This window comes from Alteromonas sp. KC3, from assembly GCF_016756315.1.
GTDB lineage: Bacteria > Pseudomonadota > Gammaproteobacteria > Enterobacterales > Alteromonadaceae > Alteromonas.
The window spans coordinates 314,816-328,632 of the sequence record NZ_AP024235.1; the positions used below are offsets into that span (position 1 = coordinate 314,816).

Consider the following 13,817-nt stretch of genomic DNA (forward strand, 5'->3'; position numbering starts at 1 on the left):
GCTAATTTCTTTCGAATGAATGTTTTTGGTTTTCGCGCCATTGCGGTGCCATTACTCTTTTCATTAGTCTGCTTCTTTTCATTGCTTATGGGCGCTGAGAATGCTGTCGCGCAATCAACGCCAAAGAAATCGTACAGTGTCATAGTCGTTAATTCCTTCAACGAATCTGACTTTGAAGTGCGATTGATGTATCGGCTAATGAATGGCATTGCCGATCACGAAGATGTGCTGGTACTTACCGTGCCGCCTTATTACGCCGACGCCGTTGATACCTTGGGCGAAGACGTAAAACAAACAGTCATCGATAACTTTCACTATCAAATACAAAGCCTGTTGAAAACCGAAAATGACGTTGATATCCGTCGTATTGTTGCCATAGGCCGGCATGCTAGCGTATTTATAGACAGTAACCCTGACCTGTTGCCATTTAGTAATCGCTATTTTCTGCATATTGATTGGAAGCCTAAAAAGGGCACATTAGTGCCGTCAGACTACGATCCAAAATCATCGTTCAGGCAGATAATGACCAGTTTGCCAGAAACGAAAGAAATATTGTTTGTTTATGGTTCACGAGAAATGACGGTTGATGTGAACCTTGTGAACAAGTTTTTAAATAGTGCTCCACAAGGCGTAACCGTGCATTACTTAAACCCATTGCAAGCGCCAACTGAAACACTATTTAAACTTAAACAAAGCGCGCCCGGCACGCCGATTATTTATATTAACTACAAATATTACGAGCGACGCTGGAAAGCAGTGCACGACTACCTTGTATCACAGCAAGAGCACCCAGTGTTTACTATCTTTGCGCACAATGTGGATAGATACGCGGGGGGCGCGGTTGTTGTGCCAGAGCGCTTGGCCGATATGGCAATTGATATTGCACGAGGGAGTGAGTTTTCGCAATCAGACAATGCCGCTATTCGCTTACAGTTTAACGCTCAGCAGCTTGATAAGTGGAATATTGATGCATCAGCGTTACCTGATGACGCTGAAATTGTAAATGAAGACCCAGCGGTATTTTCATTAGAATCAGTATTGCTTATCGCGTGTGCCTTTATGGGAATAATCATGATGATGACCATCTACATTATTCTCAAATCTCGGGCGAATAATAAGGTATTAAGGCTCGCGTTAGCGCAGGCCGACAGTGCCAATAAATCGAAAAGCGAGTTTCTTGCCAACATGAGCCATGAAATAAGAACGCCCATGAACGGTGTGCTTGGTACATTGCAAGTTCTAGAGCGGACAACCGGCGAGGCCAAAACGCGTGGTTTGGTGAGTAAAGCTATTTACTCAGCGAATACCTTATTAACCATTATTAACGACATTCTTGATTATTCAAAAATAGAAGCCAATAAGCTTTCGTTAGAGGCGCATCCGTTTTCCATGTATGCAGTGGTAGATTCGGTAGTTTCAGATATGACAAAGGATGCTCGTCAAAAGAGAATTGAACTGGCAATAGAAGCAGATGACACCTTTGAAGATGGTTGGTTAGGCGACCCAGTACGCACTCGCCAAATTGTACTTAATCTAGTGTCGAACGCGGTAAAGTTTACGGAAAAAGGCCGGGTTGTAGTTCGCCTAGCGTGTGATGCCGAGGATAATCAGCACGATGACGTTTTAACGTTAACCGTAATTGATACCGGCATAGGCATGAGCGACGAAGCACAGCGTAGCTTGTTTGAGCGCTTTACGCAGGCTGATAGTTCCACAACACGGCGATTTGGTGGTACAGGGCTGGGGATGTCGATCACGCTTAATTTAGTAAGAATGATGGGCGGCGATATTCAAATAAGTAGTCACGAAGGAGAAGGGACAACCATAACGGTATCGTTGCCGTTATTGCGAGCTGAAGTGATCGCGAATAATACCGAGCTTACGCAAGCTCCAGACTTAGAAGGTATGCGTATTTTGGTAGCAGAAGATAATGCGATTAACCGCGCTGTAATAGAGTCGATGCTTGAACCCACAAAGGCTACTGTTTCAGTTGTTGAAAATGGTGAATTGGCCGTAAATGCTATCCGTAATGGGCAGTTTGATCTGGTGTTAATGGACATTCAAATGCCGGTAATGGACGGCGTAGAAGCATGTACACTTATAAAGCAAATACACAAAGATCTTACGGTTATTGCGCTCACTGCCGATGCAATGGGGTCCGATGTTGAGCGCTTTTTTAATGTAGGCTTTAGCGCTCACATCGGAAAGCCAATAGAAATGAATACACTCTATAAGTACTTAGACAAGTTCAGCACCTAACTCAATTGCACTAAGCGGTGCGACCACTCATATCAATAGACATTACCAATTCATCCAGAATATTATTTAAATCTGAAATTTTCTCGTGCGCAATAAAAATGCTCATATTGGAGTCGACGCTAACGTGTTCGTCGCTGACATGACTATCGAAGGTACTATCCAGTGCCGTTTGCATACGCTCGAAGAATGAACGAGCGCTACGCTCTTCAATATTGCGCAAGCACAAAATAAATTGCTCTGTGCCGAAGCGACCTAAAATATCATTGCCACGAGTACTGTTTTGCAGGGTTTGGGCAATTTGTCTTAATACAGCATCACTTTGCGTTGCCCCCAGTTTGCCGGTGATTTCGCGCAAGTTACTAATATCGAATATAGCAATAGCAATGGCGCGACCACCCTTTGGTGCATCAAGACTGTTTATGCGGCTAATAGCCGTATTAGCATTAAGCAGTTGAGTAACAGGGTCGATTGCTTTACTGGCAAGGTGCTTTTTGCGCATTACATAGCCAGCAATTAGTGCAATAAGTCCGAATACAGCAATGGCGGCTATCAAGGTATTTTGGCGTAGCCGTTCAGCCGCTTCTATTTCAGACTCTAAATCGTAAATTCGGTTTCGTAGGTTCGCGGCGCTGAGTATACGCGCAGAATCTTGATTAGTGACCCTGCGTTTTTCCGCTTCAGCCGCAAAAAGTTGGTTAGCCTTTTTCGCATTTTCTAAGTCACCCAGCGCAATATACATCGCCAAATTAAAGCTTAAATAGTCAAGGTTGCTTCTAAAGTTGGCAGGCACGAAGGTGTCGTTTTCTGCAAAACTGTCGACATACTGCTGCACACATTCTAAGTCGTTATTAAACAAACACACTTCGGTTTTGTGCCAGTTGTAAAACAGTGTGGCCAGTGAACTAGAAATACCAGAAACGGCTTTTTCAAAGTCGGGAAGCGTGTACGCCAGCTGATTGTAATTTTTGGTTTTACGGTAGTAATACGACAGCGCATATTGATAGTGATAGTTAGTAAGTGGCGTATTCACTTCGCTATTAATAGTGCCATATTCCAAAATACGTTGGTACGCTTCATCGGTTTGGCCGCTGGCCAGTAATGACACGATAGCGCTAATTAGAATACTGAGTTTATTACTGCCTTTATATACTTTCAGGCCCATTTCATGGGCTTTTAAATACTGTTCAGCAGCAAGCGCGTGCTGTTCAAGGTTGCCATACAACAGCCCAATCGAGTTATGAATGTGCGCAAGTTCAGCAGGGCTGCCATCGTCAGAATAGCGCTGTAATACGTTAAACATTTTGCTGAGACGTTCTGCTTCATCGGCATTTTCAGAGCAGTAGGTAATAAGCCCCAGCGATGCACTGGTGAAAATATCACTGTGTTGGGTAGGTGACGATATTTCTTGCGCCGTAGTGTAGTACCCACAGCGATTGGGGTGCTCGCGCATATCATAAATAAACCCAATTTGATAAATAGCAGAGGCATACGCGTACGAGCTTTTATCAATATTGTTTTGAGCAGTAATGCCATCAAGCAATTTAAGCGCTTCTGATAGCTTACCTTCACATATTAAAAACTGTCCCTTAGCCGCTGACAGGGCAAAGCGTTGCTGGGTAGACAAAGTATCTAGCTGTAATGTGGCATTAAGCTCGGGCAATAATGCCGGTGCTGGGCAGTCCCACGACGGGGTTTGCATTTTCTGAATAACGGCATCGACATTATCGGCGGCGACAGCACGCTGCGCCAAAGAAGAAAGGCCAATAACAAGAGCCCAGAGCAATAAGCTAACTATATTTCGCATGAAGAAAACGTTTTTATTTTTTCTTCATCATAACGATTTGACGCCGCAACTACTACTTTTGTACTAGAAAAGTTGACGCTATTTTGTGACGAATTATGAATAGTACTAGCACAGGTGTTGCCGGCAATACCTGTTTTAATGCGTAGTGGGAGCGCCAAAACTTACCAAAATAGCCACACCAATTAGTGCGATAGCCGACCATGCCACAGTGGCTTTGGTGGCTTTTTCGCCCAAAGCCCATGCCACGCCCAGCGACATTAGCGCACTAGTTGCAATAAGCGTTTGCACCACAGCTGCCTTGGCATAGGCAAACGCGAACATTTGCAGGTAAATAGCGGCAGTCGTACCCAATAAGGTGGCCATAATAAAGGCTGGCCAAACGCGCGAGCCTTTTTCAATACTTGGCATGTACTTGGTTTTGGTAAAGGCAATAAAAGGCACCACAAAAAACATACCGCCAATTAAACGCAAAAAGGCGGCACTGGCAGCATCTACTTCACCTGAGCTTAAAATATCACGGCTTACTACCGCGCCTACGGCCTGACATAGCGCGGCGCCAACCCCATACAAATAGCCGCTGGTGGCAAACACGTGGGTAGTGCTGCGTTTGCGTGCTTTAATTACCATATCGACAGACAATAGCACTACCGCCACGCCAACCCATTGCTGCCAGGTTATCCATTCGCCAATAAAGGCCATGGCGAATAGCGCGGTAAAAAGCGGTGCGAGGGTTTCGGCCACCAGTACTGCTTGGCTGTCGCCAATGCTTTGTAAGGCTTTAAAAAAACAGGTGTCGCCAATACCAATGCCAATAAGGCCACTTAGCAACAGCCATAAAATAGTGTGAGTGGTTAAGCCTGTTGGCTGAACAAATACGAGTACCACCGCCAAAATAGCAATGGAGATAAGGCCTTTCCAAAAGTTCATGGTAAGCGGGGAAAACGCATTGCCTGTACCGCGAAATAATCGTGCAGCAATAGCCCAACAAAGCGCTGTACCTAGCGCAGCAAAAACACCCATTAAACACCTGAAAAAAAGCATGCAAGAAAAAGAGCGGCTATGCTAATGCAAGCCCTTGTTGCGGTAAACTTAATTTGTTGCCACAAAAGCACAAAAACAAAAGATAGGCGCCAAGGTGGCAACCTTAAATACAACTTAAATACAAACAGTGCCGATAAAACATTTAATGTAAACGTAACTGTTTAAACAAAACGGAAACTGGCACAGTGTGACACATTGCAAAGGGTAACTAGACGCGAAGCAATAAGCGCACAAGCAAAACGGCATTATTAAGTAAATAAAGGGCAGGGCATGAACCTAGAAGGTATTAAAGGGGTAATTTTCGACTTAGACGGTACGTTAGTAGAGTCGAGCCTGAATTTCACGAAGATGCGCGCCGACATAGGCTGCCCGCAACACGAAGATATTCTTACCTTTGTAGATGCTATTACGTGCGAAAAAACCAAAGCCCACGCCCACAACACCATTTTGCAGCACGAACTAGACGATGCGCAAAACGCCAAATGGCTAGCTATTGGTAAGAAGATGGTAGAAAAGGCGCAGGCTCACAACTTGCCCATGGCCATAGTGACCCGCAACTGCCGAGAAGCCACCGCCATTAAGCTTGCCAATAACAATATACCCATAGACTACGTATTAACCCGCGAAGACGCCCCTGCCAAACCGGACCCAACAGCGCTGTTAATGGTAGCGGATACATGGCAGCTTCAACCGGAAGACTGCCTGTATGTAGGCGACTTTATTTATGACCAGCAAGCCGCCGAGAATGCTGGGATGAAGTGGTTGTTGGTTTAGAGTTTACCTATCTGTTTCCGGTTTCTTTGGCCTAATTGGGCCAACAGGCAAGATTGATAGGTAATCAGGGCACACAGCGTCGGCACTAATTCCACCATATACTTTAGTATAGTCTTCTTCGTTAAGTTCTTGCATGATTGATTTTTGTTCGATATTCATAGTTTTCTCCATTAATTATTTTAGCTCTTAGAGCAATTGGAGATTAAATGTGCGTTAAGGATGATGAGCATGCGAACAAGGACACTCTCTAATTTATGTAATCAATGGCGGCTAAGTGTCCCATTAATACTATTTTTCTCTTTCTTTTTTCCGAATTTGAGCCACGGCATCGGGGCAAGTCTAGAAGGACGAACAAGCTTCGCTGGTATCCCGTCTGGTGTGATAAGAGATATCGAAGTTAGAGGTGATATTGTTTTTGTGGCTGCAGAAAACGGTGTCTTTGAAATAGTGGGTGCTCAGTCTCAAAGAATAACGTATAGCAAGGCCGGTACGCTCACAGGAATTATATCTGATATACACCTCGATGGTGACGACCTGTGGATAGTCGAATATGGCGTTGGTCTTTTCAAATTAAATTTGAAAACAAAGCACTCAGAACAAGTCTTTTCGGAGTTTGAGTGGGCCACGTCTGTTTGGACAGTCAACTCTTCTAAGGAGCATTACTTTTTATCCCTCATAGACGAAGTAATTGTTCTAGATAGATACTCGGGAAATATTAAAGCTCTCAGCGAACATCTCGTCCGCCTTGGTGTAGTAGAAGCATACTCAATTGACTCTACTAGCAGTGGCACATGGATAGCCGTTCGGGATGGACTAATTAAGCTTTCAAATGATTCTAATACAATCCAGGAAAAAGAAGTCGCATCAGATTTCCCTTTATTAAGCAGTATTACGTTTGTGAAAGATGGTGGGCGTTCGATATATGTGGGCGGTCCAGAAGGGCTATATGTTGTTGATAAAGCGACTAGTAGCGTATATTTTGCGAGATCTTCTGGCGTAAAAGGGACATTTATACAAGATGTATGGATTACTGATAACAATGAAGTTTGGGTGTCTGATGGGACAGTATTTAAACTAGAGCAAGGCCGACTTATTCGCCCCAAATTTTTGAATCCCGTACTGGGTTCGGAAACAGTTAGGACAGTCACTAGGATTATTCAGGGTCCTCAAGACACGCTACTGATAGCCTCTTCACAACTTGGGCTCATAGCCTTATCCCAAGCAACTAGAGCTATAAATCTTATCTCAGACGGTGAGGTAGTGCTGCGCAGTAATATCAATCAAGTCGTCACGGTAGATGAAAGCGTTTATGTATCTACGGACAAGCAGTTTTATCAGTTAAACGTTGTCACTGGAGCGTTGACTCCATCTAGTCTTGATTCTGAGTATTCTCACTGTGAAATGCTCCCTCGAAAAGTCTTCACTATGTCTATTGGAGAAGTATTTCCTCTTCAGTGTAAAGATGTATTCAAACATGTCGTGGACGTTACTGATGACAGTTTCTACTTGTATTCAGATAACGGAATGGAAGCAAGCTACTTCCTTGTAAGAGGCTCCAAATTAGAGGACCGGCTTCAAGCTCCGCGTTTGGTTGTTGAATCCATATTACTTTCAAGTGGTGAACTCGCTTCGTTTGATGTGTATGACAATATCCATTTTCAGCTTTCAAAGCATAGTTGGAGAACAATTCGATCAAGCGTTGGAAGATGGACTGGAGTTCAATGTTTGATTGAAGTATCGGATGCATTTTTACTATGTACATCTGGCGCTGGTATAAGAAAAATAAGGAAGGATACAGGGGAAGTTGAAAGCCCAGAAGAGTTTCATATCGACGGACTAAGGTTTATAAGAGATGCAGTAGTCACTTCCAGCAAGAACATTTGGCTGGCAACTAATATGGGACTATATGCTTTTGAGGCTAAGTCTCAAAGCATCTTTAAATTAGGAAGCTCCCACGGAATCTTTGATACTGATTTTGAGTATAAGAGTTTTAGTGTAGTTGGTGACCAGCTTCTCGTGAAAGGGGACAAATACTCTTATCTCATAGATGAAACGCGTGCCCTTGTCGAACTTAACAAAGAAAAAAGCAGCCCTGCTAGTGCTGTACTAACTTCTGTGCATTGGGTTGAGGAAGGTGATATACAGCAACGCTTTTTCCCCAGAGAAACCTCCCTCGAGTTTTCTAGCACTTTAGAGGAGGTTACATTTAACTTCGCTACGAATAGCTTTATCAAACACTTGTCACAAAAATTGGAGCTACAGCTAGATAGTGAAGGATGGATGCTTCACAGCAGTCCTATTATGAAGGTCTCATTGAGTGATCTTGATTTTGGAGAACACATAATAAAAGCTCGAGTGTTCTCGCCTGATAATAGTGGGCCTGTTACAACCCTTAAATTTACCGTAGCTCAGCCATTATGGGCCTCACCAGTAAGCTATAGTTTATATTTCTCGATTCTTACGACAATTGTCATGTTGTTTAAATTTGGTTTTCTAAATGGCTTAATAGAAAAATTCAAGTCTACCAATCTCTACACCAATCTTACTCGATTCGAAATTACAGACGGACAGTCAAAGTTTGAAAAAATGCTTCGAAGCAAAGAACGTCAAATCAGTGAAATTACGCACGATTTACGTACGCCTATTCAGGTAATCAAAGGGTCTCTAGAGCAATTATCAAATGAAAAGGGTGAGGAAAACAAAGAGTTTATTTTAATAAAAGAGAATATGCGAAGGGTAGAGCAACTTATCGAACAAATGAGAAATGATATACCTCGCGCATCAAGCCCATCAGACTATTACAAAACTTACTCGGTTGAACATATTCGATTTATTATTAACTCACTTGAGCCTTTAGCAAAACAAAAGCGGCAAAATCTCGAAGTTAAGGTTAAAGGGACGAGGTATATTTCCCTCATCAACGATAGCTTAGAGAAGATCATAACGAACTTGCTTCAGAATGCCATCAAGTACACAAGCGAATATGGCAATATTCGAGTCATAGTTTCTATCGACAAAAAAGTATTAAAGATTATTGTTTCAGATGATGGCATAGGGATGGATGCACGTTTACTTGGAAAAGTGTTCGAGAGATTTACACGGGGTGAAACACAAGAAGAAGGGCAAGGGATAGGCTTATCAATTGTCAAAAATTTAACTGAGCTTAACCAAGGGAAGATTGATGTTGAGAGTAAACCTGGTGAAGGCAGCAAATTTACAGTAAGGCTACCCGTAGATGACATTGAGTTTGTAAATACTGAAGCAGCTCAGCTTGAGCTGAAAGGTGAAACTACTAGTCAGAAGACGCTGTTGATAGTTGACGACAGCCGAGAGTTTAGAACGTATATGTTTGATTTGCTGTCAACAAATTATCGCTGTTTGGTTGCCGGTAATGGTGAGCAAGCATTGGATGTGATGCAACGTTTCTTGGTGGACTTGGTTGTAACAGACCAAATTATGCCGAAGATGGACGGCTTAACGCTTACGAGTGAAATAAGAGCACACGCAAGCCATAGTAATATCCCGGTGATAATGTTATCGGCAAAAACAGACCCTCAATTAGAAAAAGCGGCACTAGAAGTTAAGGTAGACTATTTTCTTGCAAAGCCAGCGTCTAGCGAAGAGATATCGCTAAGGATCGCGCACTTCTTGTCGGTACGTGATGCACAAAGCATTGATGAGAACGGCGGCAACAAGCCAATCTTTAAATTTGGTTGTTTAGAAATTCCAGAGATAAACAACGAGAAAGATATGGCGTTTTATCTCAATTTTATTGCTGTGCTTGAGAAAAATTTCCATAGAGAAGAATTCAACAGAGACCAAGCGGCAGAGCAGCTTTTGATGAGCACTCGAAGCTTAAACCGGCGACTAGCCGAATTATTTGAATATAACTTTAGTGAGTTTCTTTCGCGTTTCAGGATAGAAAAGTCCATACCTATTTTGCTTGAAGGTCATTCAATTTTAGATACATGCCTTGATGTTGGCTTTGGAACGGCCGCCTATTTCTCTACTTCATTTAAAAAAGTGATGAAGGTACCGCCTAAAAAGTACATTGAGCAGTATAGGAAAACAGTGGCCTAGCCAAAGAAAGCCTAAATATACCTACGCCTCTCAGCCAAAAAGCCAATCAACATAAACGATGCGACATAGCCTGCGCCTTGGTACTGCCAAGGTAAGTAGGCTATTACGTGTTTCAAAAAGGGTGCGCCGTACAGGGTAAGTGCGCCATAGCCAAATGCACACAGCACTACAAACAAACTAACGCGAATAACAAAATGGTAGGGCGCTAATATGCGCTTTACATGGCCGTTAATAATATCGCCATATACCACCAAAATTGTGGCCATTAGCATAATGCTCATTTCAGTGTAGTAGGGGTTTAAAGCGCGAGAAAGGGCGCTAAACAATTCACTCATAATATACTGCTTTATAAGTTTGCTTAGTTAGCCCCGCATAGTACCTGCTTGTGTTTTTACACAAAAGCGCTTTTTAATCGTTATTAGGCTTTACCCAAGGCTGCATTTAGCGCGCTCACCGCTTTAAAGCCTTGCTCTATTGTGGCTATACGGTCGGTGGTGTGGTCGCGCTCTACAAATTTGTGCTCAATACCTGCCAGTTCACCGTGTGCAAATATGTCTTTAAAGTTAATGGTGCCTTTACCCACATCGGCAAAGCCGCCATCTTCGGCTAAATCTTTTACATGCCAAAGCTTAAAGCGCCCCGGGTAGGCTTTAAAATAGTCTACGGGGTTCTTACCTGCTTTAACGGTCCAGTATAAATCTAGTTCCATAGCAACTAAATTCGGGTCGGTTTGGGTAATAAGCACATCTAGCGGTATTTGGCCGTCACGGTTTTCAAATTCAAAGTCGTGGTTATGGTAGGCAAGGGTAATGCCTGCCTTATTGCACGCTTCGCCTATTGTATTCAGCTTTTCAGCTAATGCCTGATAGGGCGCAATACCTGTGCCGCGCTGCGCTTCACTTAGCCAAGGCACAACCAAATATTTGTGCCCTACGGTTTGGGCGTCGTCCAATACTTGGTTTAGGTTGTTGTCAAAGGCGTCTAACATAATATGCGCCGACGGTGCGCGTAAGCCGTTGTCGTCTAACAGTTGCCTAATGTGTTTTGCACTGTGATCAAAATACCCTGCAAACTCCATTTCTTTGTAACCAATGTCAGCTACTAATTTAAGAGTTGCAGGCACGCTTACTTTCATTATGTCGCGCAGGGTATAAAGCTGTAAGCCAACAGCACTGGTGTGTTGTGCATGCATAGCATCTTTACCTTTGTGATTGTGCGCTAATACAGCGGGCGTGCCCAGCGCTGCCAATGCGCCCGATGAATACTTTATAAATTGTCGACGTGTTAAAGCCGTGCCGTAGTTCGAGCCTTTGCTACTAACATTGATAAAGTTCATGGCGTTGTCCTTTTGCTGTATTACCTGATTACAGGGGTAGTAATTAACGTGTTGATACCGAGCCAGTGCTCTCTCTTACAATGAGTTCAAATGGCATAATTACTTTCGGTGCTTTTCTAATTTTACCGTTAAGTAAGTCAACCAATAGGGTTACTGCCGTACGTCCAAACTCTTCAGCGGGTTGCGCAATGGTCGTTAACGGTGGGTCAACAAAGGCCGAAAAGGCAATGTCATCAAACCCTGCTACCGAAATATCATTTGGTACGTGTAAATCAGCCTGCTTAAAGGCTTGCATGGCACCAATAGCTGTTTCGTCATTTTCACAAAACACAGCGCTTGGCCTGTTATTAAGTTCGCTAATGGTTACGCCCGCGTTATAGCCTGCCTGAAGTGTAAAGTCGCCATCCAGCAGCAGGCTTTCATCAAAGTCGATATTCGCGTCGCGTAGCGCGTCTTTGTATCCGTTCAAGCGCTCCTGAGTTAACGGGCTAGAATTGGGCCCTTTAATCATGGCAATGCGTTTATGGCCAAGTGATATTAAGTGCTGTGTCATGGCTTTGGCCGCTGCACGGTTGTCTAAACTCACCACCGGATACTGCCCATCATCAATCACTTCACAAGCATTCACCATGGGAAGTAAACCGTTGTCGTTTATCATGCTGGCGTCAAACGGGTTGTGCGCACGAAGTTGAATTAGCCCATCTGCTTGCGACGTGCTTACCATTTTGGCGTAGTGGTTTTCTATATCGTTATTACCCAAGGTGTTAGCCAGCAATATAGAATAACCTAGCTCTGCAGCCGCTTCTTGCATGCCGCTAATTACCCGTGCAAAAAATACATTTGCCACTGTTGGCACTAACACCACTAAATTATGCGTTTTCCCAGACCGGAATTTAACGGCCATCAGGTTCGGCTTGTAACCCACAGCTTGCACGGCTGCCATTACTTTACTGCGCGTTTTTGGCGACACGCGTTCAGGTTGTTGCAGTGTTCTCGACACTGTTGCCACAGATACGCCGGCGTTATCTGCTACATCTCTTATATTTGCCATTTACGTTGATCGTTCTACATCGCGATTAGCGATTAAATGTAACCGTTTTCATTTAATCAAAAGAATACGCATATTTTCGTCAATATCAAATGCTATTTGTATTATTTTTGTAAAATGCAGCTAATCTTTTCGGTAACTTCTAGCGAGTTAACGGGCTTTACTCATGTCAAATGGCGTTATTTGTAAATAATAGTTTAATAAAATGATGCGTTTCGTGTTGACATAACAAAATGTAACGGGTTACATTTTAACGCATCAAAGCATGAGAAATATGCAAAATCGATCAGAGGATCACGCAATGCAACCAATTCGAATGGGAATGATCGGCGGCGGTGAAGGCGCATTTATTGGCGCAGTGCATCGTCATGCGGCAGGGCTAGATGGGCAATATCAATTAGTGTGTGGCGCATTTAGCCGTAATGAAGACAATAATGTTAAAACGGCCACTGCATTAAACGTTAACCCTTCGCGTTGTTACGCCAATTGGCAAACCATGTTGCAAACTGAGTCTTCGTTACCTGAAGACGAGCGCATGCAAGTAGTGGTTATCGTTACACCTAATAACCTTCACGTACCTATTTCTATTGCGGCGATTAATGCAGGTTTTCATGTGTTTTGTGAAAAGCCCGCCGGCGTAAGTTTCGCTGAAGTCAAAGAGTTGCAAGATGTTATTTACGCGAATAACCGCCTATACGGTTTGGCGCATACCTATTTGGGTTACCCAATGGTATGGCAGGCGCGCCATATGGTAACCAGTGGCATGCTAGGTAATATTCGAAAGGTCTACGTAGAGTACCCACAAGGTTGGCTATCGGGTGAAGAAGAAACCCATAACAAGCAAGCGCAATGGCGAACCGACCCTGCTATTTCCGGTGCAACAGGTGCCATGGGCGATATTGGTACACATGCTTTTGGTCTTGTTGAATTTGTTTTAAACGACCCTGTTACTGCATTAAGCGGCGAGCTATACACCCATGTTGAAGGGCGACGCTTAGACGACGATGGTGCTGCGCTTATCAAAACGAAAAGTGGGGCAACGGGAGTATTGATTGCCTCGCAAGTGTGTGCGGGTGAAGAAAACGCCCTAAAAATTCGCGTGTATGGCGATAAAGGTGGACTTGAGTGGCGGCAAATGGAACCTAACTCGGTGATATACCGCCCTACCGATGCGCCATTTCAGGTATTTCGCGCGGGACAAGGTCAAGTTGGGCTTTGTGACGAGGCGTCATCTCGCTGCCGAGTGCCAGCTGGTCACCCAGAAGGCTATTTAGAAGCAATGGCAAATTTGTATACCGATTTTGCTAAGGCAGTTCGAAACAATCAAAAGGTAAAGCAGATGGCGTGCCGGGTATTAATTCGGGCTTACGCGGTATGGTATTTATTGACGCTATGCTTGCCAGCAGTGGCAGCGACACAAAATGGACGTCTATCAGCGACGAAGGCACTAACTAATGCAAACGCATATCCACAAC

General features: G+C 43.8%; 9 protein-coding genes and 1 pseudogene. 4 read left to right on the forward strand and 6 right to left on the reverse strand.

From position 1 onward, the window contains the following. The first annotated feature begins 15 nt into the window (after positions 1-15). Complete coding sequence (locus JN178_RS01375; protein ID WP_202263260.1) at positions 16-2,259, forward strand: ATP-binding protein; 2,244 nt, start codon at positions 16-18, stop codon at positions 2,257-2,259. Between the two features lie 10 nt (positions 2,260-2,269). Here JN178_RS01375 and JN178_RS01380 read toward each other — a convergent pair whose 3' ends face one another. Both JN178_RS01380 and JN178_RS01385 read right to left on the reverse strand, forming a co-directional pair. Beyond that, complete coding sequence (locus JN178_RS01380) at positions 2,270-4,063, reverse strand: GGDEF domain-containing protein (RefSeq protein ID WP_202263261.1); 1,794 nt, start codon at positions 4,061-4,063, stop codon at positions 2,270-2,272. A gap of 135 nt (positions 4,064-4,198) precedes the next feature. Then, positions 4,199-5,083 carry a DMT family transporter gene (locus JN178_RS01385; protein WP_202263262.1) on the reverse strand — a complete coding sequence of 295 codons (885 nt, stop codon included), beginning with the start codon at positions 5,081-5,083 and terminating at the stop codon, positions 4,199-4,201. Positions 5,084-5,374: 291 nt separating this feature from the next. Here JN178_RS01385 and JN178_RS01390 point away from each other — a divergent pair, with 291 nt between their 5' ends. Then, positions 5,375-5,878: an HAD family hydrolase gene (locus tag JN178_RS01390; RefSeq protein ID WP_202263263.1), complete on the forward strand. Its 504-nt coding sequence runs from the start codon at positions 5,375-5,377 to the stop codon at positions 5,876-5,878. Positions 5,879-5,881: 3 nt separating this feature from the next. Here JN178_RS01390 and JN178_RS01395 read toward each other — a convergent pair whose 3' ends face one another. Further along, the gene (locus JN178_RS01395) at positions 5,882-6,037 is read right to left on the reverse strand and encodes a hypothetical protein (RefSeq protein WP_202263264.1); all 156 of its coding nucleotides are present in this window, start codon (positions 6,035-6,037) and stop codon (positions 5,882-5,884) included. Positions 6,038-6,106: 69 nt separating this feature from the next. Between JN178_RS01395 and JN178_RS01400 the strand changes: the two genes are divergently transcribed. After that, positions 6,107-9,958 carry an ATP-binding protein gene (locus tag JN178_RS01400; RefSeq protein WP_202263265.1) on the forward strand — a complete coding sequence of 1,284 codons (3,852 nt, stop codon included), beginning with the start codon at positions 6,107-6,109 and terminating at the stop codon, positions 9,956-9,958. An 11-nt stretch (positions 9,959-9,969) separates the two neighbouring features. Here the strand turns inward: JN178_RS01400 and JN178_RS01405 are convergent, their stop codons facing one another. The 3 genes from JN178_RS01405 to JN178_RS01415 all read right to left on the reverse strand — a co-directional run bounded on the left by JN178_RS01405 (position 9,970) and on the right by JN178_RS01415 (position 12,345). Then, positions 9,970-10,293: a DUF3392 family protein gene (locus JN178_RS01405; RefSeq protein WP_202263266.1), complete on the reverse strand. Its 324-nt coding sequence runs from the start codon at positions 10,291-10,293 to the stop codon at positions 9,970-9,972. 83 nt (positions 10,294-10,376) lie between these two features. Next, complete coding sequence (locus JN178_RS01410; RefSeq protein ID WP_202263267.1) at positions 10,377-11,294, reverse strand: sugar phosphate isomerase/epimerase family protein; 918 nt, start codon at positions 11,292-11,294, stop codon at positions 10,377-10,379. Between the two features lie 43 nt (positions 11,295-11,337). Continuing rightward, a complete protein-coding gene (locus JN178_RS01415; protein ID WP_159628143.1) occupies positions 11,338-12,345 on the reverse strand; it encodes a LacI family DNA-binding transcriptional regulator in 1,008 nt (335 codons plus the stop codon). A 298-nt stretch (positions 12,346-12,643) separates the two neighbouring features. Between JN178_RS01415 and JN178_RS01420 the strand changes: the two are divergent. Further along, a pseudogene (locus tag JN178_RS01420) lies at positions 12,644-13,797 on the forward strand (Gfo/Idh/MocA family protein). The last annotated feature ends 20 nt before the right edge of the window (positions 13,798-13,817 follow it).

What these genes read in the sequence shown, in the direction of transcription:
- JN178_RS01380 (WP_202263261.1), bottom strand. Translation starts at nt 4,063, where the DNA reads ATGCGAAATATAGTTAGCTTATTGCTCTGGGCTCTTGTTATTGGCCTT.
- JN178_RS01400 (WP_202263265.1), top strand. Translation starts at nt 6,107, where the DNA reads ATGCGAACAAGGACACTCTCTAATTTATGTAATCAATGGCGGCTAAGT.
- JN178_RS01385 (WP_202263262.1), bottom strand. Translation starts at nt 5,083, where the DNA reads ATGGGTGTTTTTGCTGCGCTAGGTACAGCGCTTTGTTGGGCTATTGCT.
- JN178_RS01390 (WP_202263263.1), top strand. Translation starts at nt 5,375, where the DNA reads ATGAACCTAGAAGGTATTAAAGGGGTAATTTTCGACTTAGACGGTACG.
- JN178_RS01405 (WP_202263266.1), bottom strand. Translation starts at nt 10,293, where the DNA reads ATGAGTGAATTGTTTAGCGCCCTTTCTCGCGCTTTAAACCCCTACTAC.
- JN178_RS01395 (WP_202263264.1), bottom strand. Translation starts at nt 6,037, where the DNA reads ATGAATATCGAACAAAAATCAATCATGCAAGAACTTAACGAAGAAGAC.
- JN178_RS01375 (WP_202263260.1), top strand. Translation starts at nt 16, where the DNA reads ATGAATGTTTTTGGTTTTCGCGCCATTGCGGTGCCATTACTCTTTTCA.
- JN178_RS01410 (WP_202263267.1), bottom strand. Translation starts at nt 11,294, where the DNA reads ATGAACTTTATCAATGTTAGTAGCAAAGGCTCGAACTACGGCACGGCT.
- JN178_RS01415 (WP_159628143.1), bottom strand. Translation starts at nt 12,345, where the DNA reads ATGGCAAATATAAGAGATGTAGCAGATAACGCCGGCGTATCTGTGGCA.